The 22,565-nt window shown below is 52.8% G+C and carries 24 protein-coding genes, 1 tRNA gene and 1 pseudogene; 16 read left to right on the forward strand and 10 right to left on the reverse strand.

Features of this window, described 5'->3' with window-relative positions:
* Window positions 1–44: 44 nt before the first annotated feature.
* From EV12_RS12890 to EV12_RS04625, 3 genes are all read left to right on the forward strand, one after another.
* Window positions 45–794, forward strand: a complete 750-nt coding sequence (locus EV12_RS12890; protein ID WP_052039487.1) for a peptidylprolyl isomerase — start codon at window positions 45–47, stop codon at window positions 792–794.
* Entirely contained in the window at window positions 781–3,684 is a 2,904-nt protein-coding gene (locus EV12_RS04620) for a peptidase domain-containing ABC transporter (protein WP_052039486.1), read from the forward strand. The genes EV12_RS12890 and EV12_RS04620 overlap by 14 nt, the downstream gene beginning before the upstream one ends.
* A 110-nt stretch (window positions 3,685–3,794) precedes the next feature.
* Window positions 3,795–4,796 carry an HlyD family secretion protein gene (locus EV12_RS04625; protein WP_036912619.1) on the forward strand — a complete coding sequence of 334 codons (1,002 nt, stop codon included), beginning with the start codon at window positions 3,795–3,797 and terminating at the stop codon, window positions 4,794–4,796.
* Window positions 4,797–5,236: 440 nt separating this feature from the next.
* On the opposite strand, the pseudogene EV12_RS04630 reads toward EV12_RS04625, so the two are convergent.
* Both EV12_RS04630 and EV12_RS04635 read right to left on the reverse strand, forming a co-directional pair.
* Window positions 5,237–5,866, reverse strand: a pseudogene (locus tag EV12_RS04630) (ThiF family adenylyltransferase); the annotation flags it as partial.
* Between the two features lie 28 nt (window positions 5,867–5,894).
* A complete protein-coding gene (locus EV12_RS04635; protein ID WP_036912621.1) occupies window positions 5,895–6,398 on the reverse strand; it encodes a M67 family metallopeptidase in 504 nt (167 codons plus the stop codon).
* 53 nt (window positions 6,399–6,451) lie between these two features.
* Here EV12_RS04635 and EV12_RS04640 point away from each other — a divergent pair, with 53 nt between their 5' ends.
* A complete protein-coding gene (locus EV12_RS04640; RefSeq protein WP_011826894.1) occupies window positions 6,452–6,841 on the forward strand; it encodes a CAAD domain-containing protein in 390 nt (129 codons plus the stop codon).
* Between the two features lie 22 nt (window positions 6,842–6,863).
* On the opposite strand, the gene EV12_RS04645 is transcribed toward EV12_RS04640, so the two are convergent.
* Window positions 6,864–7,757 carry a fructosamine kinase family protein gene (locus tag EV12_RS04645; RefSeq protein WP_036912622.1) on the reverse strand — a complete coding sequence of 298 codons (894 nt, stop codon included), beginning with the start codon at window positions 7,755–7,757 and terminating at the stop codon, window positions 6,864–6,866.
* A gap of 35 nt (window positions 7,758–7,792) precedes the next feature.
* On the opposite strand from EV12_RS04645, the gene crtD reads away from it, so the two are divergent.
* Window positions 7,793–9,304, forward strand: a complete 1,512-nt coding sequence (crtD, locus tag EV12_RS04650; protein WP_036912623.1) for a C-3',4' desaturase CrtD — start codon at window positions 7,793–7,795, stop codon at window positions 9,302–9,304.
* Here the strand turns inward: crtD and EV12_RS04655 are convergent.
* Window positions 9,264–10,208: a prephenate/arogenate dehydrogenase gene (locus tag EV12_RS04655; protein WP_036912624.1), complete on the reverse strand. Its 945-nt coding sequence runs from the start codon at window positions 10,206–10,208 to the stop codon at window positions 9,264–9,266. The two genes, crtD and EV12_RS04655, sit on opposite strands and share 41 nt — an antisense overlap.
* Window positions 10,209–10,266: 58 nt before the next feature.
* On the opposite strand from EV12_RS04655, the gene EV12_RS04660 reads away from it, so the two are divergent.
* Entirely contained in the window at window positions 10,267–11,712 is a 1,446-nt protein-coding gene (locus EV12_RS04660) for a helicase (RefSeq protein WP_036912626.1), read from the forward strand.
* Window positions 11,713–11,753: 41 nt separating this feature from the next.
* Window positions 11,754–11,993 (forward strand): DUF2839 domain-containing protein, encoded by a 240-nt coding sequence (locus EV12_RS04665; RefSeq protein WP_036912629.1) that lies wholly within the window; start codon window positions 11,754–11,756, stop codon window positions 11,991–11,993.
* 108 nt (window positions 11,994–12,101) lie between these two features.
* Here the strand turns inward: EV12_RS04665 and recA are convergent, their stop codons facing one another.
* The 6 genes from recA to EV12_RS04695 all read right to left on the reverse strand — a co-directional run bounded on the left by recA (window position 12,102) and on the right by EV12_RS04695 (window position 17,559).
* Window positions 12,102–13,241, reverse strand: coding sequence for a recombinase RecA (gene recA / locus EV12_RS04670; RefSeq protein ID WP_036912632.1), 1,140 nt, complete (start codon window positions 13,239–13,241; stop codon window positions 12,102–12,104).
* A gap of 153 nt (window positions 13,242–13,394) precedes the next feature.
* The gene (locus EV12_RS04675; protein ID WP_036912733.1) at window positions 13,395–14,171 is read right to left on the reverse strand and encodes an HAD family hydrolase; all 777 of its coding nucleotides are present in this window, start codon (window positions 14,169–14,171) and stop codon (window positions 13,395–13,397) included.
* A gap of 15 nt (window positions 14,172–14,186) precedes the next feature.
* Window positions 14,187–14,258: transfer RNA gene (locus EV12_RS04680), tRNA-Gln, on the reverse strand.
* A 104-nt stretch (window positions 14,259–14,362) separates the two neighbouring features.
* Entirely contained in the window at window positions 14,363–16,000 is a 1,638-nt protein-coding gene (locus EV12_RS04685) for an AAA family ATPase (protein WP_036912736.1), read from the reverse strand.
* A 54-nt stretch (window positions 16,001–16,054) separates the two neighbouring features.
* Complete coding sequence (locus EV12_RS04690) at window positions 16,055–17,026, reverse strand: Light dependent period protein LdpA domain-containing protein (protein WP_036912739.1); 972 nt, start codon at window positions 17,024–17,026, stop codon at window positions 16,055–16,057.
* A gap of 71 nt (window positions 17,027–17,097) precedes the next feature.
* Complete coding sequence (locus EV12_RS04695; protein WP_036912635.1) at window positions 17,098–17,559, reverse strand: NAD(P)H-quinone oxidoreductase subunit N; 462 nt, start codon at window positions 17,557–17,559, stop codon at window positions 17,098–17,100.
* A 397-nt stretch (window positions 17,560–17,956) separates the two neighbouring features.
* On the opposite strand from EV12_RS04695, the gene rplC reads away from it, so the two are divergent.
* From rplC to rpmC, 9 genes are read left to right on the forward strand one after another with little or no spacing between them, the layout of a single operon-like run.
* A complete protein-coding gene (rplC, locus tag EV12_RS04700) occupies window positions 17,957–18,613 on the forward strand; it encodes a 50S ribosomal protein L3 (RefSeq protein WP_036912637.1) in 657 nt (218 codons plus the stop codon).
* Window positions 18,613–19,248 carry a 50S ribosomal protein L4 gene (gene rplD / locus EV12_RS04705; protein WP_036912640.1) on the forward strand — a complete coding sequence of 212 codons (636 nt, stop codon included), beginning with the start codon at window positions 18,613–18,615 and terminating at the stop codon, window positions 19,246–19,248. The genes rplC and rplD overlap by 1 nt, the downstream gene beginning before the upstream one ends.
* Window positions 19,241–19,543 carry a 50S ribosomal protein L23 gene (locus EV12_RS04710; RefSeq protein WP_036912641.1) on the forward strand — a complete coding sequence of 101 codons (303 nt, stop codon included), beginning with the start codon at window positions 19,241–19,243 and terminating at the stop codon, window positions 19,541–19,543. The genes rplD and EV12_RS04710 overlap by 8 nt, the downstream gene beginning before the upstream one ends.
* 16 nt (window positions 19,544–19,559) lie before the next feature.
* Window positions 19,560–20,423: a 50S ribosomal protein L2 gene (gene rplB / locus EV12_RS04715; RefSeq protein ID WP_036912644.1), complete on the forward strand. Its 864-nt coding sequence runs from the start codon at window positions 19,560–19,562 to the stop codon at window positions 20,421–20,423.
* A 35-nt stretch (window positions 20,424–20,458) separates the two neighbouring features.
* Window positions 20,459–20,734: a 30S ribosomal protein S19 gene (rpsS, locus tag EV12_RS13140; protein WP_011131103.1), complete on the forward strand. Its 276-nt coding sequence runs from the start codon at window positions 20,459–20,461 to the stop codon at window positions 20,732–20,734.
* A 4-nt stretch (window positions 20,735–20,738) separates the two neighbouring features.
* Window positions 20,739–21,107, forward strand: coding sequence for a 50S ribosomal protein L22 (gene rplV / locus EV12_RS04725; protein ID WP_011131104.1), 369 nt, complete (start codon window positions 20,739–20,741; stop codon window positions 21,105–21,107).
* A 19-nt stretch (window positions 21,108–21,126) separates the two neighbouring features.
* The gene (gene rpsC, locus EV12_RS04730; protein ID WP_036912650.1) at window positions 21,127–21,855 is read left to right on the forward strand and encodes a 30S ribosomal protein S3; all 729 of its coding nucleotides are present in this window, start codon (window positions 21,127–21,129) and stop codon (window positions 21,853–21,855) included.
* A 16-nt stretch (window positions 21,856–21,871) separates the two neighbouring features.
* Entirely contained in the window at window positions 21,872–22,348 is a 477-nt protein-coding gene (gene rplP / locus EV12_RS04735) for a 50S ribosomal protein L16 (RefSeq protein ID WP_036912653.1), read from the forward strand.
* Between the two features lie 3 nt (window positions 22,349–22,351).
* Window positions 22,352–22,564: a 50S ribosomal protein L29 gene (gene rpmC / locus EV12_RS04740; protein ID WP_036912656.1), complete on the forward strand. Its 213-nt coding sequence runs from the start codon at window positions 22,352–22,354 to the stop codon at window positions 22,562–22,564.
* The last annotated feature ends 1 nt before the right edge of the window (window position 22,565 follow it).

The raw sequence follows: 22,565 nt of genomic DNA on the forward strand, positions 1-22,565 counted from the left end.
ATTTGCTAAATTTGTAAACTTAGCTATGCTCATCAAAGAGGTTCATGCAGGAAGCTTTGGAGAAAACGCTGATGCAGCAAGTTGCCTTGCACGGACTTTTGCAATCCCTCATAAGAGCCCAGGCTGAATTCGAATTTATTAACCAGTATGAATTGGATGATGAAGGGCAACCAATAGATGATGAACAAGCAGTCTCTGCATTAATAAAAGACTTAAAAATCCCCAATCAACAAGCTCTTCAAAGCTGGAGAAATAACCATCTACTAAATGGTGACGACGATAATTTCATTAGTTATGCCCATAATCGACTTAAACGTAAGCGAGTAATCGACAAGCTCATTACAGGTAATGGTGAGTCTTTATTCTTGCGCTATAAGGATAGGCTAGACCGCGTTCTCTATAGCCTGATAAGAGTTGAATCTGAGGATCTTGCCTATAACCTTTATTATTCTATTGAGTCTGGAGAAATAGAATTCGGCTCTGCTGCAGAGTCCCACAGCTGTGGACCAGAATCCAAAACTCAGGGAATCATTGGACCTGTTGATCTGACAACACCTCATCCAGAGGTCGCTGCAAGGCTTCGTACTGCTTCTGCGAGGCAGTTATTTTCACCTTTCCAAGCTGATGAATGGGCTGTGATTGTGCGACTTGAATATAGATTTGATAGTTCTTTTGACGAATCCACTAAAGACTTTCTAGGGGGACTGTTGTTAGGAAGTAAGTCTAAGGAAATAGGGGACAAAATCTCGCGATATTATCTTGACAAGGAGGATTCGGACCTTGCAGCTGACTAATGAAAACTATCAAAAGTTGATCACTTCATTAGAATTAGATCTTGAGTTAGAAGAAGTTGAGGCTGGAGCTCTAATCTATTCGACTAATCATTCTCCAGGAAAGATTGTTTTTATAGAGAAAGGACAGATAAGGTTGATAGATGAAAAGCGAGCTTTTGGTTCACTCACTTTATTGAAATCAGAGGCTCCTTTTGTTCTTGGCCTATCGCAACTAAAATCTCTGCCCATAGCAGAAGAGGCAAGAGCAGCCTCACTCTGTAGCTATCGAGTTATAAGTCTTGAAGACTTGCCTGAAAAAACTTTTACAATTTTGAATGCTCTGTATCGCAATTCAATAGATCCATTTGAATTGCCAACTGTAAAATCTCTTCTTCAGGATTCTCATGAATATTTCAATCCTGACCATGAGAATTCTAATCTTCTGATGAATGATTTGAATATTCTTAAATCAGTTGAAAACCTTGTCAATCCAGGAATTCTTTTCTACATGGATCATGAAAGTGATGGTTTTCAATACGGACAATTCTTGACTCCGGAAATATGCCGCACCTACTTTAGTTCTCAGTCATTGCCACGAATAGCTATAGTACACAATCAAGAGCTATTGCACAAAAATAGTCAAGCATCCAAGCCAGTAGAGGGAGTTGTTGAACAAGAGCCAAATCAGCCTGAAGCTCCAATCAATAATTCATTGCCTATGACGCTGGAACTAGATAATGATGCTCGTAAGCAGGAAGTTTTTAATTTTAATCTTATTAGAGCTAATAATCGTAGAGATTCATTCGTCGCTTGTCTAAGTATGTTGGTAGAGCATTTTGAGCTCCCTACCCGTCGCGATACCATTAACAGAGCAGCAAATATCTTGGATGAAGATGATATTCGCTGGGGAAGAAAACTTCTCTCAATCTTAGATAACTTTGGACTTGCAGTTCGCAACATTCGCATTCAACCTGATCGCCCTCTGCGCTTACCCGTGCCATGCATTTGGATCGACAGTCAGGGTTTATGTTCAATCATAGTAAACACGACTAGGCGTGAAATAGTTATACTGAACCCTCTTAAGGGAGTAGAGAAACTTCGTGCATCAGAAGCAACCGAGAGATTAGCAGATAACCCAGAAGTTATATCAGTTGCTCTAGGCCTACATACTCCGAAGAGGAGATTTAATGCTTTTTGGTTGCTTCCGTATATGAAGCGTTACCGCATGCAATTAATAGAAGTATTTGCTGCAAGCTTCTTAAATCAATTGTTTGCACTCGCTACGCCTTTACTTTTTCAACAAATTATAGATCGAGTTATTAGTAAAGGTGCCTTCGATGCCTTAACGCCACTTGTCGTTTTGATGATGATTTTTGTAATACTTGAAACGATTTTTTCAAGCCTGAGAACTTTTCAATTTGTTGAAGTTTCTAATCGTATTGATATTGGTGTAGGTTCAGCAATTGTTTCAAGGCTTTTACGAATCAATGCTCGTTTCTTCGATCGGCGTCCAGTTGGAGAGCTTTCAAGTCGATTGGGAGAACTAGATAATATACGTCGATTCCTTACTGGTACAGCCTTAACAGCAGTACTTGATGCAATTTTTTCTGTTCTCTATTTTGCGGTCATGTTCTTTTACAGCCCGCTCTTGACACTAACAGTATTACTGACAATACCTTTCTTATTTATTGTTACTGTAGGCATCACTCCCATCACTCAAAGGCTCATTAGGCGACGAGCTGAGGCCGCCTCCCGTACACATTCTCTTTTAGTTGAGATCTTAAGTGGAATTCAAACTGTAAAATTACAAAATGCAGAGTTGACAGCCCGTCGCCAATGGGAGGACCGTCACCTTGAATCTATTAATCAAGGGTTCAAAGCTGTTTTAGCAAATACGACAAGCTCGAATGCCTTGCAACTCATAAGCAAGGTTAGCAACATTATTATTATCGGCCTTGGAGCTTGGCTTGTGCTTCGCAATGAACTTACTCTTGGTCAACTCATTGCCTTCCGTATTATTAGTGGTTATGTAACCCAACCAATGTTGCGGCTAGCATCAACCTGGCAGAGTTTCCAAGAGATGTCTCTTTCATTAGAAAGAGTTGGTGATGTCGTTAATCAACCACTAGAGACAAGTGAAAATGAAGAGGGCAATATAATTATCCCTCCTATTAAGGGTCGTATAGTTGCTGACGCCGTTGGTTTTGCCTATTCAAGTTCTTCAGCTCCTGTCTTGTCTTCTGTAAGCCTCGAGATAGAAGCTGGCACCTTTGTAGGACTTGTTGGTCAAAGTGGCTGTGGTAAAAGCTCATTTTTGAAGATGGTACCTAGGCTATATATACCAACTCAAGGTAGGATACTTATTGATGGCTTTGATATTGCCAAAGTTGATCTTTATAGCCTACGTAAACAGCTTGGATTTGTTCCACAAGATTGCATGCTTTTTGAAGGTACTGTTTTTTCAAATATTGCATTAGGTGATCCTCAAGCAGAAAGTGAACGGGTTTTGTCAATGTCAAAGATCGCTTGTGCCCATGAATTCATCATGACACTTCCTTATGGTTACAATACACCAATTGGCGAAAAAGGTGCGGGCCTGTCTGGTGGTCAACGACAACGAATCTCTTTGGCACGAATGTTACTTGAGGATCCTAATATGGTTATTTTAGATGAGGCTACTTCAGCCCTTGATGTAGACACTGAGAGGCAAGTTGTGACCAACCTACGTGCACACTTTAAGAATAGTACGATGCTAATGATTACTCATCGCCTTTCGACCCTTGTCGATGCTGATCAAATCATTGTTATGCATGATGGCAGGATAGATTCCATCGGTAACCATAAAGAATTAATGAAAAATAAGGGTCGTTATTACGCCCTTTACCAGTCTCAATTTGGAGAGCCAGAGTGAGTCTAAAAAAAATAGTAGGTGTTTTACGACCCCCTAAATCCAAACCCAAAAACAATATCCCACAGGCAGACTTAGGCCTATTACCTCCAACACCTCTTTGGTCCAGGGTAATGATTTGGACCATTGGTGCAGGCTCTGTCTCTCTAATCATTTGGTCTGTCTTCACGAAAGTAGAAGAAACTGTGATGCTTCAAGGCGAAATCGCTACTGCAAAGCCTGCTGTACCAGTAAAGGCTTTAGATCCAGGAGTAATAGAATCCATTCTAATAGAGCCCCATCAACCAATAACAACAGAGCAACCACTTATTATTTATGGTGATGATGAAACAAAACTCCGCCTGAAAAGTCTCAAAAAACGTCTAGAGCTCATTAAAATTCAAAATGTGAGTGAGGTCAATATGTATGATTTTCGTATAGAACAAAGTAAGCAGCAATTAGCCCTAGACAGGGACATGCTTAGGCGTCTTACCTTTCTATTAAAAGAAGGCGCTATCCAAGAGACCCAAGTCATTGAAAAGAAAACACAGATCAGCAAAGCAGAGCTCTCTATAGAAAGTATACGAGAAGAAAAGCAACGTTCAATTCATCAAACAGAGCAAACATCAGAAGAACTTAAAGGGAGTATTCAAGAACTTGAAGCCAAGTCAAATAGATTCACGATCACTTCACCCGTCAATGGTTTTATCCAAGACGTCAAATACCAGAGCCCAGGCACAAGAATTCAACAGGGCGATGTTGTAGCCACAATCATTCCCGACCGAGAGTTAATTGCCAAAGTAAAGATTCCCTCAAAATTAAGTGCTCCTATTGAAGTCAAAAGCCTTGCAAATCTAGATGTCGATGCATTCCCTGCTTCAGAGTTTGGATCTATAGAAGCTGAGGTCATATCACTGTCGCCAATGACAAGTGCACCATCAGGAGATTCGCCTCAGAAGCTTTATAGCGCTGACCTGAAACTTCTAAAACCGAGCGCACCTGATTTATTTAGCTTAGACCAACTCAGGCCAGGAATGGCAATTACAGCAAGAATAAGGCTACGCGAAAAGCCTGCAATCTCGACAGTCTTTGAGTTCCTTTCAAACCTATTTGATCCACTAACAGAACAGAGGTGAAAACATCTTTTAATAACTAATAAGTTTACTGCCAACTCCTGCTATCAATCAGAAATGACACCGCCAATACAACCTCTCAATGCCATGGCATTTTGATTCGAACAAAGCCTTAACAGAAGGAGTACCTCAACCTTAAAGCAAACAAATAATCCAACGTGCAACTATCCATTTACAGCCCTATTTAACAGCCTCTCCACTCTCAATACTGCTAGACAGAGTCAACTCAGTAGTAGCGAAACTAGCAAGCTAATCTTCATGTTATTTGCGAAGGCCTAGAAGCAATCTCTACGCAGTCTTCTTATCAATAAACTCCTTAATCTCCTCAGCAGGATACTCTCCTAAGAAACATCCTCACTGTCATCATTGGCGAACGGATGAATGCTGTTCAACATCGTACCGATTCCCGTGATGAGTTTGATCATCTCCATGGACTGAATTCAACCAATCAATCCCGGAAGAATCCCCATCACACCGCCTTAGACGCAAGAAGGAACCAAACCAGCGGGTGGCGGCTCGGCCACCAGATCGCGATAGTTGGGACTCTCAGCATCAAGGTTAAACACCGTCGCCTGACCTTCAAAGCGATGAATCGATCCATAAATACTGGGCTTACCTAAAAGCACACAAGCGTCATTCACCAGGTAACGGCTAGGGAAATTATCAGTGCAGTCACAAACAATGTCGTACGGCTGAATGATCTCAAAAGCGTTATCTCGCCTCAGCGCTTTCTCGTAAACATCCACTTGACAATGGGGATTGATTTCAAGGATGCGAGCCCGAGCAGAGTCTGTTTTTGCTTGACCTACCCAACTCGTGCCATGGATCACCTGCCGCTGCAAATTAGAAAGCTCAACAACATCGAAATCGACAATCCCGATATGGCCTACACCAGCAGCAGCCAAATAAAGCAGCAACGGCGAACCGAGCCCGCCACTACCCACGCACAACACAGAAGCCGCCTTGAGTCGTTTCTGACCAATCATCCCAACCTCTGGCAGGGTGAGATGACGAGAAAAACGCTCTAACTCAACGGGGCTCAGGTCAACATCAACGGTTTCGTGAAGACCCATAGGGGAAAGAGTGCCGCAAGCTATGCCCTTACCACTGTCCCAAATGCGCAACCTCATGCTGCTGGCCAGGTTGAACTCCTGTCAGCCACCAAGCGCGCACTTTGCCTGAACCAGCCACGATCACCAGTAACGACGGCACAGTGGCCCAGCGATGATCCATCACGGACGGCACAGCCTCACCGCCAGGATGAGAATGGGCACTGCCCAACACCTGCCAATTGCGCTCTCTGGCAAAGCGTTGAGCCTGCAACTGTTCACGAGGATCCAAAGCAAACCGACACTTGCGTGATGGCAGCAGCTCAACCCCAAGATTCGGATCATTCGAGCCTTCAGGGAGGCTTGACATTCCCGGCCCCCATACATTGCAGCAAGGCCAAATCAGCCGAACATTCCAGATACTGCCGCCTTGATAACTATTAGAATCATCTTGATCACCCAATAAAAGAGCACATCCCTCAAATGGCGCCACAGCCAATAAGCTGCGACGAAGAACCATCAGGCAATTACGATCAAACTCCAGCAGCCCTGGCATAACAAAGATCCTTTCGATACGCTCGGCAAAGATTTGCCATCGGTTTCGTGTTCATGAGCGACATCAACACCGTGACAAACGAACAATCCACCACAGAAAAGACCACCACAAACAGCGTTGATAACGCAGATGAGGAGATCAAATTCTCAGAGCGTTACAGCGAAGCCGTTGGCAAGGTCAACGAAACCCTAAACAAGCTCGATTGGAGCCAGATGGGGCGCATCGGCAAGGTTTTAGGGATCTTTGCCGCTGTGATTGTTGCCCAGATCCTGATCAAGGGAGTGATGGACACAATCAATTTGCTACCAATCGTGCCTGGACTGCTCGAACTGCTTGGTGTGGTGATGGTGGGTCAATGGAGCTGGCAAAACCTCACCACCAGTGAGAAGCGCTCTGCCCTGTCTGAGAGGGTTCAGAACCTGCGCAAGGAATACTTAGGCTGAACACTGCAAATCCAAAGACAATTCAAGTCAGCAACCAACTTGCCAAACGATTCAGAATGGCTTGGCTCTGACTTCGATATGAGCCTCCAAAGAGATTGGCGTGATTGATGAGGTGATAAAGGTTATAAACCTCGACCCTTTTGCTCGCATCAGCTGGGAGTGGCCATACCTTCTCATATCCGATATAGAAATCCTGCGAAAAACCACCGAATAATTGAGTCATCGCCAAATCAACTTCTCTATCGGCCCACCAGGTAGCAGGATCCAGCAAGACTCCCCGCCCATCTGAGAGAACATTGGCATTGCCACTCCAAAGGTCCCCATGCACGAGACTTGGACTGGGTTGATGGCGATCCAACCAAGGGATTAACGCCGAGAGGATTGGCTCAATATCGACCAGATCCAAGCCCCATCGAGCCGCCTCTGTGAGCTGAGGACGCAAGCGCAGCGTCACGAATGCATCGCCCCACTCCTCCCTCCAACCCCCTGGCTGAGAGCCAGCACCAATAAAACCATCCACGGGCCAACCAAAGCGTCCAGGGTTTTCGGCGGCAGATGCCCGATGCAAAAGGGCCAGTCCACGGCCCAGGGATGCCTGATTACCCGCCCAAAAATCCAACCAAGGCAGCAGCAACACGGCTTCACCACAGACCTGATCAAAAGCCAAAGGCTCCGGCACCTCCAACACTTCCGGATCAGCCCATGCCTTAAGAGCCTTTAGCCCCTCAACTTCGACCTTGAGCATTGGCAAAGCATCTGCCCCACCTGTTTTGGCAAACAGTTGCCGACCACCCTTCAACTGCAAACACCAGGCCTGATGAATGCATCCGCCAGCGACGCACTCAACATCCTTAATCACTTCACCACTCAAGGGTCCCTCGGCTGCTACCAGGCCCTGTCTCAGACGCTCGTTCATACCCACACCTCTCTAGACCTTGCCAGCATGAACGGATGGCTGAGGACTCAATCATCGTGATCGGGGGCGGCATTGCCGGCCTAACGGCAACAGCCCTCTTAGCCAAGCAAGGATTACCCGTCACCCTGGTGGAAGCCCACCATCAACCTGGAGGTTGTGCCGGCACCTTCAAGCGAGGTCCCTATATTTTCGATGTAGGTGCCACTCAGGTTGCCGGCCTAGAACCCAGTGGCAGCCATGAACGCATCTATAGGCATCTCAACCTGCCCATGCCACAAGCGGAGCTACTCAATCCCGCTTGTGCAGTTGATCTCGCCGACGGATCCCAACCCATTCAGCTCTGGCATGATCCAAAGCGCTGGGAACAAGAATGGCGATATCACTTCCCTGGCAGTGAGGCCTTCTGGGCTCTGACTGCCAAGCTCCACCAAAGCAACTGGGGCTTTGCCAGCCATGATCCGGTGGTCACACCCCGCAACGCTTGGGACTTAGGCCAACTGCTTCAGGCGCTGCGTCCAGCCACACTCCCCTCAGGGCTATTAAGCAGCCTGACAGTGGCAGATCTCTTAAAGCTATGCGGCTGTGCGCAGGATCAGCGCCTTCGCAAATTCCTAGATCTCCAGATCAAGCTCTATTCGCAAGAACCGCTCGATCGCACAGCGGCCCTCTATGGAGCCACCGTGCTGCAAATGGCCCAAGCACCTCTTGGGCTTTGGCATCTGCAGGGATCGATGCAAAAACTCAGCGATGATCTAATGCATGCCCTGAAGCGCGATGGCGGCCAGATATTGCTGCGCCATCGTGTGGTGGGCCTAGAAGTAGCAGAGCGGGGCATGGGTTGGACAGTCAGCATCAAAACCCCCAATGGCAAGGCTTTGGAACTGACCACAGCAGATGTGGTCTTCAGCCTGCCACCTCAATGCCTGAGCTCGCTGATGCCACCAGGAGCAGGCATGCCCAAGGCCTATCGCCAAAGGCTGGTGCAATTACCTCAACCCAGTGGGGCTTTGGTGTTCTACGGGGCCCTCGATCGCAGCGCCCTGCCTAAAAACTGTCCTGTCCATCTGCAAAGAGCCTCCAAGACACCCGGCTCCCTGTTCGTATCAATCAGCCGTGAGGGAGATGGCCGTGCTCCCGCTGGTCAAGCCACACTGATTGCAAGTGTGTTCACCGCCACAGCAGAGTGGTGTGGGCTAACTGAATCCACCTATCAAGAACGCAAGCAAATGGCCCTGTTAGCCATCCGCCAAACACTTGAAAGTTGGTTAGATCTCGCTCCTGAAGATTGGCAGCATCAAGAACTAGCCACACCAAGGAGCTTTGCAAATTGGACTGGTCGGCCCAATGGAATTGTGGGTGGCCTTGGGCAGCACCCTTCACAATTTGGGCCCTTCGGACTAGCAAGCCGCACCCCCATGCGAGGGCTCTGGCTCTGTGGCGACTCAATTCACCCTGGTGAAGGGACTGCAGGGGTGAGCATCTCGGCACTCATGGCCTGTCGCCAGCTCATGGCTCAGCGAGGTCATCAGTTACGGGTGGCGAATTGAGGTCGTCGTTGGCAGCAACAAGAAAGCTGGGTCGCAGTGCCTGGGAACGTTCCAGTTCAGCCTTTAACTGCGACCAGTGCCCATTCAAAACGGCCTCCTCAAGCTGCTCCAAGCTCCAGCGATAAGCAGCCAAACCACGCAAGATCGCTGCGGTATTGCTCTCCGCCATAGATGTCCCCAACTGGGGATTACCACCACCCACCCTGGTGGTATCAGCAAAACCACTAGAAGACAGCACTCTGGCTAGTTCGCGAACAGCAGGATCACGCTCCTCACCCACTGTTCGTAGCAACGCAGCACTCACCAGCACAGGCAGGTGGGAAATCAGCGCCACCGCTTGATCATGGTTAGCTGCATCCGCCGTAAACCATTGACTGCCCAAAGACAGCGCACATCGACGCACCAACTCGAGCGCCTCAAGGTCTGTTTGATTGTCAGGTGTCGCTACCCAAGGACGTTGCTGAAATAAGCCCCGCAGCCCTGCTTCCACTCCTGCTTCAGCGGTGCCTGCCATGGGATGGCTAGCCACAAAGCGGGGGTGTAGGTCGCGCCAGAGCTCTAAAACAGGCATCTTCACTGAACCAACATCAGTCACCACAGCAGCTGCAGGCAAAGCCTTTAGGAGATCCGGATCTGGATTGAGCAGTTGAGCCAAAGGCAGCGCCAGGATCACCAAATCACAATCCGCGAGAATGCCCGGATCGGTGCTCACAAAGTGAGCCAGCCCCCTAGCGCGAGCCCTATCAGCGGTACTGGAGCGATGCACCAGACCATTGACCTTCCAACCAAGCGCCTGCAGGTCCAATCCCAAGGAGCCACCAATCAGCCCAAGCCCTACGACTCCAGCGCAAAGTGATGGTTTTTTGTTCTGCTCCATCCCTACGGTTCTCGCACTGCAGTCCATGTTGATCGACCAATCAACATGGAGCTTTCTCGGGTTTACAGCTTCCTAGGCTCTCGCAATGCTCGAAGCCCGCAGCCATCAGCAGCTCAAGCACCTGCTCCTGCAGAACTCCTCTCCCTGGCCTCATCACCTCACTTTGAGCCGTCTTGTTGCCCGCAGTCTCAGGCGCAAAGATCACACCCTGATCCAGCTCGACCCTCGTAGCAAAGACCTCTGGTGGCTTGGTCTGCTGGTTCCTCTCTGCCTGGAGGCCAATGATGCTGTGATGATCCTTTCCGATCAGCAGCGACGGCGACTCCTCAAGGTAGAACTGCCACAACTGCTGACGAAAGGCATCAAACTCCCCTGCTGGGAAGGGCACCTTCCGCCCTCAGGGAATCAACTGTGGTTGATGAACCACAGTGAGTTGATTGAGGCACACCACCAGGGGCATCTCAAATCAAGGCAGTTGATCATTCCAGAAGCAGACCAACTAAGCCAGCGATTAAGGGACAGCATGGCTTTGTCGATCACACCTCAAGACTGGGAGCGTTTGCGGCGGGCACATCCTTCTGCGGAGGCTTCCCTCATGCAACTGCACGAACGATTAAGCCGCAGCCTGTTTACTCACGCCACCCGAGCCAATGCCCAGGTTCGCCTTGATGGCAGCGAAATTCAGGCTCTCAAAGATCTCATGCGACTTCTAGGCCCCTCACCTTCCCCTTGGCCTGCAGTACTGAAGGCCGATAGCCGTTTTTGGGCAAGCTGGGCCGAACTCGATCACCGACTACTGCAATGGCAATGGCATCTACAGCCGCTCGAACCCCTTCAAAATCTTCCAGGTCTGTTACGAGACCAGCCGTCTGTCCTGCTGAGCGGATCAAGGGAGAACGATCTCGTCCGAACTGAGTTGGACGCTGCAGCATTTCCTGCCACCGTCATGGCCACATTGAGTGAACCCAACCTGCAGGAACCAATACCTCTTTTTGCACCGCGCCGCCAACCACTACCGAATACCGAAATCTATGCAGAGCATCTGCTCGATCAATGCCGTCGTCTGATCCTGGGACGTCCTGGCATCACTGTGGTGTTACTTGATGATCAGCAACTCCGCCGCCAACTCACAAGTGAGTTGGCGGCGGAGTTTGGACGCAGAGTCGTTCATGAAACCACCGCTCCGGAATCCAACGGTGTTGTCTGTTGCCGCTGGACTTGGTGGCTTCATCACCAGGATCAACTGCCTCTCCCAGAACAACTAATCGTGGCTTTACTTCCCCTGGCGAGCGTAGAGTCACCACTCACAGCAGCAAGAGTAGAATCCCTCAAGAATCAAGGTCGTGACTGGTTCCGAGACCTTCTCTTGCCTGAAGCTCTCAGCCTGCTAACACCAGCGATAGCTCCACTCCGAAAGAATCACGGACGACTGGCAATCCTGGACGGACGTCTACGAGGACGGAGCTGGGGGAAGCAAGTACTGAGCACCATCGAACCCTGGACACCCCTGCAACGCCTATTACCGGATTAAGCCAACTACTCTTTAACAGCCAAACAGCAACGAGGAAGGCCATGGGAGAAGCCAGACGACGATCCGATCAGGGCCTAGCACCACGCCAGAAACAGTCCAAAAAAGATGACTCCCCCAGGATCATCTCCTGGCTGCCCATTACCCAACGTGATAAAGAGCGCTTTTACGCCATCACAACCCGTGGCGCCTGGATTGGCATCGGCTTCATGGTGGCTTTGTGGGTTGTAGCGCGCTTCGTGGGCCCAGCCGCTGGGTGGTGGACCCCCGCCGATGCCAGGTAAAAAAAACTGCTGGGGAAAGAAAACATGAATCATCCCAAATCTCTCTCTTCAGCAACAAACCCAAGACCCTCAAAGAGCTCTTGGGTTATCTCGTTCTTTTAGCCAGTCTTAAGCAGCTTCAGATGCCAAGCTGACGGCAGGTTTTTTAGCCGCAGTGCGGGCCGCCGCCGCCAACGGACGCATGGAATTGGCGGTCACCTCAGACCCTTCAGTGAGTTTCTGACGCACAAGAACTTCAATCTGCTCCTTGGCTTCAGAATTCTGCTCAAGCCAAGTAATCGTGTTGTCACGTCCCTGACCGATATTGTCGCCCTCATAGCTGTACCAGGCACCCTTACGGATGACAACACCGGTTTCTTCAGCTAGGTCAAGCAAGCAACCCAAGGTACTGATGCCACGACCAAAAAGAATGTCGAACTCAGCGATACGAAACGGAGGGGCTACCTTGTTTTTGGCCACCTTCACCTTGGCACGAATTCCATACTCCTCCGTGCCACGCTTGAGCGTTTGAATACGGCGGATGTCGAGACGTACGGAGGCGTAAAACTTGAGAGCATTGCCACCAGTCGTCGTCTCCGGGTTGCCGTAAGTGACGCCTATCTTGAGACGCAACTGGTTGAGAAAAATGACCGTGCAGCCGGATTTGCCGATGTTGCCAGTGATTTTGCGCATCGCCTGACTCATCAGACGGGCCTGGCTACCCACAGCCAAATCGCCCATCTCACCTTCGATCTCAGACCGGGGAGTGAGCGCAGCAACGGAATCCACAACAACGATATCAACGGCGGCAGAGCGCACAAGCTGGTCGACAATCTCCAGAGCCATCTCCCCCGTGTCCGGCTGCGATACCAGCAGGTTCTCAATATCCACTCCTAAAGAGGCTGCGTAAACCGGATCGAGCGCATGCTCGGCATCCACAAAAGCCGCGACGCCACCACGACGCTGCACCTCGGCGATGGCATGCAGGGTGAGGGTGGTTTTACCGGAACTCTCCGGGCCGTACACCTCCACGACTCGTCCTTTCGGGTACCCACCGCCAAGGGCAAGATCAAGGGTGAGCGCCCCTGTAGGGAAGGTCTCCACCCGCATCCGAGAGGCATCCCCCAAGCGCATGATCGAACCCTTGCCAAAATTGCGTTCAATCTGACCAAGCACCAAATTGAGAGCTTTGTCCCGCTCACCTGGACGGGGTTCAACCTGGAGGGAATCAGACTTAGAGGATTGAGCTGATTTCACGTCAACTGACATAGCAATAGTGAATAAAGGGTTAAACGGGTACCGTCGACTGCTGACCTAGGCGAAGCAAAAAGCACTGCGGCAAAGCTGACGGACACCGATCAAAGGGTCCAATGCCACCACAACCGCGAACCGTCTCAGATAGTACAAGCGTACCCTAACGGATCAGGGCCAGCTCGCCAAGGGTGCCGCCAAAGCTTCTGGCTCCAACAGGCGAATGCCCATGGGCAAGGTCCGACAGTCCTGCGGCTTGAGGTAGCCCCAACTCGCCAGATAGCAAGGCAGAGAAGATAATCCGGGCGTCGCGAGCACCGTCTCGAGGGTGGCACGACGGTCCTCCACGAAGCCTCGCAGTGGTCGCTCCGCCGCTAACCGCAGCAACACCTCAGGCTTACTACCCGCCTCATGGCCGTACAACCCATGAGGCGCAAGTTGGAAGCACTTCAACAGTTCAGCGGTGAACTCGGCCCCCTTGGTGGTGAGAACCACCAAGTCGAACCCTTCATCGTGGAGGCCACAAAGACGCTCAATCACACCAGGGAAAGGGCGGTGGCGGGCCAGCCAATTGAACCGATCGGCCTCCAGCGCACTCCGCCGCACCTGCTCCAAGGCCTCCTGCAACTGACCTGGCTGCCATCCCCAAGCCTCTAGAGCCTGCTGACATCGCAAGTGATAATCGACCGAAAACGCCTTAGCCCCATGCCGCAGCAAGGGTCCATCAGAACGCAGCAGCTCTGCCGCCAGAAGCACCATCTCCCAACCCTGATGGATCCAGGGCCGGAGCAAACGAAAAGCTTCAGGAACCGCATCGGGCAAAGGGTCTGAACCAAAGTCAAGACCCACTAACTGCAGACAAGCGTGACGGGCACTCCACCAGTACTCGCCCATCCCATCAACAATGACACCGTCAAAGTCGAAAACCAACAGGGAGCGAGACGTCAACTGAGGATTGAGAAACTGGGCCGCTAGGATTCGAACCTAGGAATGGCGAGACCAAAACCCGCTGCCTTACCACTTGGCGACGGCCCAATGATCCAGATCATTAGCCGCGCAGAGGAGACTTCACTGGAATCCAGATAGTTACCCACATTGAAGCCACCTTCGTCAATGCATGCTGATCAAGCAGAGCCATTTCAAGGGGGATAAACCCGCAATCGCTGTTGTTCCGCCTGGCCGAAAACATCACTACTGAGGCGATAGCGCGTCACCAAATCAACCTGCATCTGACGAACCTGCTCGCTACGGGGTAAGAGCTCCACCGGTCGTCCATAGGGCAGCACTACCTTTTCCACAGCCAATCTGCACTCTTCAAGTGCAGCCAGGGCATCTTCCTGATCACCATCCTGAGACTCTGAATGAGAGAGCTGATCCTGCGACCCAGCGCGGCGTGCTAACAGCCGCTCCAGCGCACGCTCTACCTGAGGCAATGTGTCGGACTTAATCACAAGAACCGGCACACGTGATTCACGCGCCTGACGTCTCAGAGTTGGCTGATGGCCGAGTCCCTTACGGATGCTGAGCACAACGTCAGCCTCATTGAGGCCATCCACCCAACGAACGGGCCAACCATGACGACGAATAGCCTCATCCACCAGTTGGGGCGTGATTCCACAACAGAGCACCTGCAGTGCTCTTTGATCTGAACGCTCAGCAGAGATGGCATCAGCATGATCTTGAGCAGGTGGGGCCGCTCTAGGAGAAGGTGCTTTTGGATCCGGCAGAGGGACCGCCGCCAGAGCAGGACGTGGCGAAGATGATCGACTCGGCTGCGCATCCACGAGCCGCACCGATCCATCAGAGTCCAGCTCCCGCAACTGGGGGCGTGGCAACTGTCCGCGCAGCAACTGATCAACAGTCGCAGCCACGTCGGCATGAATCGACCAACGATTGCGAGTATTCATTTCAACTGCCACAGGGAAAGTGGGCTCAGCAGCCCTCTCAAGCACAGTCTTCTGCGTGCGTCGCCGCCTTGCCTCTTCATCTCCGAGAGTGACAGCCTGAATCCCGCCAACAAGATCACTAAGGGTTGGATTCTTGATCAAATTCGCCAAAGCATTGCCATGGGCCGTAGCCACAAGCTGCACCCCCCGTTCAGCGATCGTGCGCGCAGCCTGAGCCTCTAGCTCCGTACCGATTTCATCAATCACGATGACTTCCGGCATGTGGTTCTCCACGGCCTCAATCATGACCTGATGTTGCTGTTCTGGCAGAGACACTTGCATGCGCCTGGCCCGACCAATAGCTGGATGGGGAATATCCCCGTCACCAGCAATCTCGTTACTGGTGTCAATCACCACAACCCTCCGCTGCAGATCATCAGCAAGAACCCTGGCAATCTCACGCAGCGCGGTGGTCTTACCAACTCCGGGGCGCCCCATCAGCAAGAGCGATTGACCACTATCCAGCAAATCTCTCACCATCTCCACGGTGCCAAAAACGGCCCTTCCTACACGGCAGGTGAGGCCTACCACCTCTCGCTGGCGATTACGAATAGCACTGATGCGATGCAGAGTTCGTTCAATGCCAGCGCGGTTGTCAGCACCAAACTGGCCCAAACGATCAACAGTGGTTTGCAGGTCATCGCGCGAGAGGCACTGCTCTCCTAACGCCAGCGCTCGTCCCGGATAGCGTGCTTCAGGCACTCTGCCGAGATCCAAGACCACCTCGAGTAACTGCTCCCGGCTATTGGGTGTCGCCAAAGCCTGCTGAACCGCAAGAGGCAACAAATCCAGCAATCGGTCTAGATCATCAGTAATACGCTTTGGCTTCATGGCCCTCAGCCGCAGCCATGCAGACATGGCTCCCCTAAAGGCCTTCTAGCAGGCTTACGACCAAGATTGGCGGAACAGCCATGGACGAACAAGCTGCTCTGCCTGCGCAAGAGCAGCTTGCCAACCCTCAGGCCATTCTCTCAGGCTCACATGTCTGGCCTGTGCTTCAAGCAACCAGGGCTGAAGGAGACGACGAGCCATGCCTCCAAAGGCAACACCTGCAGGCCCATGGTCACTAGAGATATAGGTGATCGTGTGGGCGTTGGTGCCCCCCGCTAACTGGAGGGGGCCAGGCGGAGCCAATGGCCGCAGCTTCCGCCAGAGCGCTACAGCAACTCGAGCCGTTCCTGACCCGATATCGCCACTCATGGGACGGCCATCAAGCTGCCAAAGAGGTCTTTGCCCAGAACGCCTTAAACAAACATGTCTTTGCCACAACTCACTTGCCAAAGCCTCAACCGTGAGCCCATGCCCCTCAAGACCACAGCTCACCCCAATCCGCTGCAGAGGCACCTGAGCCGACATCAGCGCTGCAACTGTGGATTCAAAGGCCTCCGCCCGCCCAGGTGCCGTGTGAATCTCGACTGCATCAGGATGCAATTCCGCCAACAGAGGGCCGAAATCTCTCAGTTCAAGTCGCCGGTCGTGTTCATCGATCAAACCAAGAGGGCAAATCGGCAGACATCGTCCACAGCCATAACAACGGCTTAGCTGAACCCCCCCCTTTTCACCAATAGCCTCAGCAGGACAGGCATGTTGACAAGGGCGCGAACAATCGCTTGGACAGCGAGCAGGATCAAACCAAGCTTTTCGAAAATGGGCATCCTTACCATCGCTGATGCTCACCATCAACCAAGGCCGAAAACCACTCCGCGCTTGCACCCAATCAAGCCCCTGACGAGCTGCCCTGACAACGGCAGCATCGGCCGCCACATCTACACAGTGAATACCAGCCGCGGCAAAAACCGCACAAAGGTCTGTGATGGCAAGCAAATCCTGATTGCTGGCACCACATATCAACTTCACCCAAGACCCACTGGCCAGGGCGAGCTCACCGCGAAGAGCACTTTGCTGGAAAGGGTTAGAAGGAATAGTGTTCAGACCCCGAGCAAAGTGGACATCGGCTGCCAATTCAAACTGCGAGCACCACCCATCTCAACAACGATCCGCAAACGCGACTCACGCTTACAAAGATCACAAAGCGCCAAGAGCTCAGATCTTGATAGCACCTGCCCCTCCAAAAGCCAGAGCACCACAGGAGCATTGTCGACAAATAATTCAGCCAACTGGGGCATCACCTGCTGAACCTCACCGACAGCTCCATTGCGCCCAACGCTCTGATGCCCGAGATGGGGAGGCCGAATACCGTGCAGCTGAAAAAGAAACACCTCCGGATCGCCAAGCCCCCGTGCTGAGCTCAACTGGGTGCGGTATCCAGCAGCCCGAAGCCTGCGAAGCAAACGGGTTTCACTGCCACCTTCAAGGGGAACATGCATGGCCAGACAGCCGCAAGCATCCAGGTCACGGCGAAACACCCGACCAGAAAGCAACAGCGGCATGACGACATCACTCAAGTAACCATGAGTCTGCCAGCAGGTTCGGAAAATATTTAATTGGCGTAAGTAGTGGTGTAAAGTATTTTTTTGGTTCGCATTTCTGTGCCCGTCCGCTAGCCGGGCCTCCAGAAGGCGAATCAGGTCCGACGATTGCGCCGGATCCCTAGGCCAGAGCAGAAAAGGGATTTATCCCTGAACTGCCGGGAAACTGATTGACTCAAAAGGTCGACCAAGTCCCAGCCAGCTGATTTTCTCGCTAGCTCTATCCGAAATTGCCTCAGCCCCGTTTCTTACGGTCCCAGGTCTTTCGGCACGACTGCGCTCCCTTGATCAGCACTGAATTACAAACCCCCGATCGGACAACGGACGGAGGTTATCCACGCTGGCGTTTTTACCTTCTATGTCAATCGGCATCCTTGGCAAGAAACTGGGCATGTCTCAGTTCTTCGACGATCAAGGCAGAGCCATCCCGGTCACCCTGATCGAGGCGGGTCCCTGCCGCATCACCCAACTCAAGACTTCTGACATCGACGGTTATGCCGCCGTGCAGATCGGTTTCGGTGATACCCGCGAAAAATTGATCAACAAGCCTTCCAAAGGTCACCTCACCAAATCTGGCGAGGTGCTCTTGAAGCACCTGCGCGAATATCGCGTCGAGGGCCTTGAAGGCTTAGAGCTGGGAGCAGCGATCACCGTCGGCAGTTTTGAAACTGGCCAGAAGGTAGACGTCAGCGGCGACACGATGGGGCGTGGGTTCGCTGGTTATCAAAAGCGCCACAGCTTCAGCCGTGGTCCGATGAGCCACGGTTCCAAGAACCATCGAGAGCCAGGCTCCACAGGTGCCGGAACCACCCCAGGGCGGATTTATCCAGGCAAACGCATGGCTGGCCGCTACGGCGGCAAAAAGCGCACCACCCGTGGACTCACCATCCTCAAAGTGGACAGCAACCGCAATCTCCTGGTGGTTAAGGGCTCGGTGCCTGGCAAGCCAGGCGCACTGCTCAACATCCGACCCGCAAAACGCGTAGGCAGCAAGCCTGCTCAAGGAGGTAAGTGATGGCTGAATGTGTTGTTCACGACTGGCAGGGCAAGGAAGCCGGCAAGGCAAGCCTTGAACTCAAAGTTTCTAAAGAAGCCACGGCTGTTGATCTCATGCACCGTGCCGTGCTCAGGCAGCAGGCCCATAGCCGTCAGGGGACGGCAAGCACCCTCACTCGTGCCGAGGTTCGTGGTGGTGGTCGCAAGCCCTATAAGCAAAAGGGCACCGGCCGTGCCCGCCAGGGATCGATCCGCACCCCCTTACGCCCAGGCGGCGGCATCATCTTCGGACCAAAGCCAAGGACCTACAACCTGGCGATGAACCGAAAGGAACGTCGTCTGGCCCTACGCACCGCGCTGATGGCCCGTCTTGAGGACGTCATTGTGGTCAAAGACTTTGGCACCAGCCTTAAGGCGCCGAAGACCCGAGAGATCTCAGATGCCCTTGTAAGGCTCGGCGTTGCCGCAGATGCAAAGGTTTTGATCATTCTTTCCACACCCTCCGAGATCATCCGACGCTCCGTGCGCAATCTTGAGAAGGTGAAACTGATCGCCGCCGATCAACTCAACGTCTTCGATTTGCTCCACGCCAATTCTCTGGTGCTGAGCGAGGAGGCTCTCGCCAAGATCCAGGAGGTTTACGGAGATGACTGAACGTTTCAACGGTCGGCTGGCGGATGTGATCCGCCGTCCACTGATCACGGAAAAGGCGACCAGCGCACTGGAACAAAACCAGTACACCTTTGAGGTTGACCATCGCGCCGCCAAGCCTGATATCAAGGCAGCCGTAGAACAACTCTTCGACGTCCGTGTGGTCGGCATCAGCACCATGAATCCTCCGCGGCGCAGCCGTCGAGTGGGTCGTTTCGCCGGCAAGCGAGCCCAGGTCAAAAAAGCCATCGTGCGGCTTGCCGAAGGCAACACGATCCAACTCTTCCCTGAGTCCTGAGGGGTCTGAAAACATCATGGCAATCCGTACTTTCCGCCCTTACACCCCAGGAACACGCACCAGGGTGGTCACAGACTTCAATGAGGTCACCGGCCGTAAACCCGAGCGTTCTCTTGTGGTGGCCAAGCATCGCCGCAAGGGTCGCAACAACAGAGGTGTTATCACCTGCCGCCATCGCGGTGGCGGCCACAAGCGCCTATACCGCATCGTCGATTTCCGTCGCAATAAGCACGGCATTCCGGCCAAAGTGGCGGCGATCCATTACGACCCCCATCGCAATGCCCACCTGGCACTGCTTTTCTACACTGATGGCGAGAAGCGCTACATCCTTGCTCCGGCCGGGATCGCCATTGGTCAGCAGCTGATTTCAGGCCCCGAATCGCCGATCGAGACAGGCAATGCCTTGCCACTCTCAGCCATCCCTCTTGGCTCCAGCGTCCACAACGTTGAGCTTTATGCCGGCCGTGGTGGACAAATGGCGCGTACGGCCGGCTCAAGTGCACAAGTCATGGCCAAGGAGGGTGACTACGTCGCTCTCAAGCTGCCCTCCACTGAGGTCCGCCTTGTGCGCCATGAGTGCTACGCCACTCTCGGCGAAGTGGGCAATTCGGAAGTGCGCAACACCAGCCTGGGCAAGGCTGGGCGTCGCCGTTGGCTAGGGCGACGCCCCCAAGTTCGCGGCAGTGTGATGAACCCCTGTGACCACCCTCACGGTGGTGGCGAAGGACGTGCACCGATCGGCCGTTCAGGCCCGGTGACACCCTGGGGCAAACCTGCCCTGGGTCTCAAGACGCGTAAGCGGAACAAGCCCAGTAACCGGTTCGTTCTTCGGAAACGTCGCCGCACCTCCAAACGAAGCCGTGGAGGACGCGATTCCTGATGTCACTCACTGTTCTGCCGTTCGCTTAACCCGCCATGGGACGTTCATTAAAAAAAGGCCCCTTCATTGCTGACAGCCTGCTTCGCAAGCTGGAAAAGCAAAATGCTGACGATGACAAGTCGGTGATCAAAACCTGGTCTCGAGCCTCCACCATCCTGCCGATGATGATCGGCCATACCATTGCCGTTCACAACGGCAGGAGCCATGTGCCGGTGTTCATCACCGAGCAGATGGTTGGACACAAGCTGGGTGAATTTGCTCCCACCCGCACCTTCAAAGGCCACATCAAAGACAAAAAAGGAGGCCGCTGAGACCATGACGACCTCATCACCCACGACGACAACTATCGCCAAGGCCCACGGCCGCTTCATCCGCGGCTCCGTATCAAAAGTACGGCGGGTGCTCGATCAAATCCGCGGTCGCACCTATCGCGACGCGCTGATCATGCTCGAGTTCATGCCCTACCGCTCCACTGGCCCGATCACAAAAGTTCTGAGGTCAGCTGTGGCCAATGCAGAGCACAACCTGGGTCTTGATCCAGCATCGCTTGTGATTGCCCAAGCCAGCGCCGACATGGGTCCATCCATGAAGCGTTATCGGCCCCGAGCTCAAGGTCGCGCTTTCGCGATCAAGAAGCAAACCTGCCACATCAGCATTGCTGTGGCAGCCCAGACCGACTCCTGACCCCCGAGGACACCGACCGATGGGACACAAAATCCATCCAACCGGCTTACGCCTGGGGATCACCCAGGAGCACCGATCTCGCTGGTACGCCACCAGCAAGATGTACCCAATCCTCCTTCAGGAGGACGACAGGATCCGTCGATTCATCCATAAGAAGTACGGCGCAGCAGGCATCAGCGATGTGTTGATTGCCCGCAAGGCCGACCAACTCGAAGTGGAGCTGAAGACTGCACGACCAGGTGTCCTCGTTGGCCGCCAGGGCAGTGGCATCGAAGAGCTGCGAACCGGCATCCAAAAAACCATCGGTGATCACAGCCGACAGGTTCGGATCAACGTCGTCGAAGTCGAACGAGTCGATGCCGATGCCTTCCTGCTGGCCGAGTACATCGCCCAGCAGCTCGAGAAGCGAGTCGCCTTCCGCCGCACCATCCGCATGGCCGTACAGCGGGCCCAGCGAGCGGGTGTACTGGGCTTAAAAATCCAGGTTGGTGGTCGGCTCAATGGCGCCGAAATCGCTCGCACCGAATGGACCCGCGAAGGCCGTGTGCCTCTACACACCCTTCGCGCTGAGATCGACTACGCCACAAAAGTGGCTAGCACTACCTACGGAGTACTAGGCATCAAGGTCTGGATCTTCAAAGGCGAAGTACTGGGAGACGAGGCCCAGTCAATGCCTGTGGGTGCAAGCCCACGGCGCAGGGGCAATCGTCGACCCCAACAATTCGAAGATCGCTCAAACGAGGGTTGATGAGGAGGCCTGAACCATGCTGAGTCCAAAACGCGTCAAATTCCGCAAACAGCAACGAGGCCGTATGCGCGGCGTCGCAACCAGGGGCAACACCATTGCCTTTGGAGAGTTTGCCTTGCAAGCCCAGGAATGTGGCTGGATTACCTCACGCCAAATCGAGGCCAGCCGCCGAGCCATGACCCGCTACGTCAAACGGGGTGGAAAGATCTGGATTCGGATCTTCCCAGACAAGCCAGTCACTATGCGTCCCGCTGAAACACGCATGGGCTCTGGCAAGGGCAACCCTGAATTTTGGGTGGCCGTCATTAAGCCAGGTCGGATTCTGTTCGAAATGGGCGGTGAAGAGATCACCGAAGACATTGCTAAGGAAGCCATGCGCCTTGCCCAGTACAAACTACCCATCAAGACAAAGTTCATCGGCCTGGACGACCAAGAGAAGGTTGCTGGTAGCGACAAGCCTGCCAGTGTGCCCGCCATCACCGCGGAGTCCTGACCCATGGCCCATCCCAAAGCCGCCGAGGTGCGCAAACTCACCGACGCCGACATCACAGAGCAGATCGATGGCATCCGCCGAGAGCTGTTCGATCTCCGCTTTCAGCAAGCCACCCGGCAGCTGAGCAATACGCACCGCTTCAAAGAGTCCCGCATCAAGCTGGCTCAGCTGTTGACGGTGCAGAAGGAGCGCAGCCGCTCCGCCGCCTCCTCCTGAT

The sequence above is a fragment of the Prochlorococcus sp. MIT 0701 genome, from assembly GCF_000760295.1.
Lineage (GTDB): Bacteria > Cyanobacteriota > Cyanobacteriia > PCC-6307 > Cyanobiaceae > Prochlorococcus.

Excerpts from the sequence above, each read along its gene's own strand:
- EV12_RS04710 (WP_036912641.1), top strand. The coding sequence starts at position 19,241 with ATGACTGAACGTTTCAACGGTCGGCTGGCGGATGTGATCCGCCGTCCA.
- EV12_RS04645 (WP_036912622.1), bottom strand. The coding sequence starts at position 7,757 with ATGAACGAGCGTCTGAGACAGGGCCTGGTAGCAGCCGAGGGACCCTTG.
- rplC (WP_036912637.1), top strand. The coding sequence starts at position 17,957 with ATGTCAATCGGCATCCTTGGCAAGAAACTGGGCATGTCTCAGTTCTTC.
- EV12_RS04660 (WP_036912626.1), top strand. The coding sequence starts at position 10,267 with ATGCTCGAAGCCCGCAGCCATCAGCAGCTCAAGCACCTGCTCCTGCAG.
- EV12_RS04625 (WP_036912619.1), top strand. The coding sequence starts at position 3,795 with ATGATTTGGACCATTGGTGCAGGCTCTGTCTCTCTAATCATTTGGTCT.
- EV12_RS04655 (WP_036912624.1), bottom strand. The coding sequence starts at position 10,208 with ATGGACTGCAGTGCGAGAACCGTAGGGATGGAGCAGAACAAAAAACCA.
- rplP (WP_036912653.1), top strand. The coding sequence starts at position 21,872 with ATGCTGAGTCCAAAACGCGTCAAATTCCGCAAACAGCAACGAGGCCGT.
- rplB (WP_036912644.1), top strand. The coding sequence starts at position 19,560 with ATGGCAATCCGTACTTTCCGCCCTTACACCCCAGGAACACGCACCAGG.
- crtD (WP_036912623.1), top strand. The coding sequence starts at position 7,793 with ATGGCTGAGGACTCAATCATCGTGATCGGGGGCGGCATTGCCGGCCTA.
- EV12_RS04695 (WP_036912635.1), bottom strand. The coding sequence starts at position 17,559 with ATGCCGCTGTTGCTTTCTGGTCGGGTGTTTCGCCGTGACCTGGATGCT.
- recA (WP_036912632.1), bottom strand. The coding sequence starts at position 13,241 with ATGTCAGTTGACGTGAAATCAGCTCAATCCTCTAAGTCTGATTCCCTC.
- rpmC (WP_036912656.1), top strand. The coding sequence starts at position 22,352 with ATGGCCCATCCCAAAGCCGCCGAGGTGCGCAAACTCACCGACGCCGAC.
- rpsC (WP_036912650.1), top strand. The coding sequence starts at position 21,127 with ATGGGACACAAAATCCATCCAACCGGCTTACGCCTGGGGATCACCCAG.
- rplV (WP_011131104.1), top strand. The coding sequence starts at position 20,739 with ATGACGACCTCATCACCCACGACGACAACTATCGCCAAGGCCCACGGC.
- rplD (WP_036912640.1), top strand. The coding sequence starts at position 18,613 with ATGGCTGAATGTGTTGTTCACGACTGGCAGGGCAAGGAAGCCGGCAAG.
- EV12_RS04640 (WP_011826894.1), top strand. The coding sequence starts at position 6,452 with ATGAGCGACATCAACACCGTGACAAACGAACAATCCACCACAGAAAAG.
- EV12_RS12890 (WP_052039487.1), top strand. The coding sequence starts at position 45 with ATGCAGGAAGCTTTGGAGAAAACGCTGATGCAGCAAGTTGCCTTGCAC.
- rpsS (WP_011131103.1), top strand. The coding sequence starts at position 20,459 with ATGGGACGTTCATTAAAAAAAGGCCCCTTCATTGCTGACAGCCTGCTT.
- EV12_RS04635 (WP_036912621.1), bottom strand. The coding sequence starts at position 6,398 with ATGCCAGGGCTGCTGGAGTTTGATCGTAATTGCCTGATGGTTCTTCGT.
- EV12_RS04665 (WP_036912629.1), top strand. The coding sequence starts at position 11,754 with ATGGGAGAAGCCAGACGACGATCCGATCAGGGCCTAGCACCACGCCAG.
- EV12_RS04685 (WP_036912736.1), bottom strand. The coding sequence starts at position 16,000 with ATGAAGCCAAAGCGTATTACTGATGATCTAGACCGATTGCTGGATTTG.